This window comes from Natranaerobius trueperi (assembly GCF_002216005.1).
GTDB classification, from domain to species: Bacteria; Bacillota; Natranaerobiia; order Natranaerobiales; family Natranaerobiaceae; genus Natranaerobius_A; species Natranaerobius_A trueperi.
The window spans coordinates 1-581 of record NZ_NIQC01000081.1 but is presented as its reverse complement, the minus strand read 5'-3'; the positions used below and the strand labels follow the sequence as shown (position 1 = coordinate 581).

Genomic DNA, 581 nt, shown 5'->3' with positions numbered 1-581 from the left:
AGCAAAATAAATTCTCAAAAGAAGCTATGGTATCAACTAAAACGCTCTACAATTACGTTGATGCAGGTTTACTCAATATTAGAAACATCGATCTACCCCTAAATACTAGACGCAGAGTAAAGCCTAAGGAATCAGGAAACATAAAAAGAGATTAGGGACGAGTATTAGTGAACGTCCTAAAGACGTAAATGAACGTAAGGTCTTTGGCCACTGGGAAATTGACACTTTAATTGGAAAGAAAACAAAAACTGAACCAGTGTTACTCACTATTACTGAAAGACAAACCCGCAAAGAAATCATACGTAAGATTCCTGCTAAAACGACTGAAGCTGTACAAGAAACTTTAGCAAACCTGGCTTATGAAATGGGTGACAGTTTTTCAAAAGTTTTCAAGAGCTTTACTGCTGATAATGGATTAGAGTTTGCAGAACTAGCATCTTTAGAGAAAACTAGCAATACCAAAGTTTACTTTGCACACCCTTACGCTTCTGGAGAAAGAGGAACTAATGAGCGTCATAACGGCCTTATTAGACGCTTTATCCCAAAAGGGAAGAGCCTACTTGATTTTTCAACAGAAGCAA

At 37.3% G+C, this 581-nt stretch carries 1 pseudogene; it reads left to right on the top strand.

The annotated features are described in order from the left end of the window. Positions 1-581 (top strand): annotated as a pseudogene (locus CDO51_RS13140) (IS30 family transposase); the annotation flags it as partial.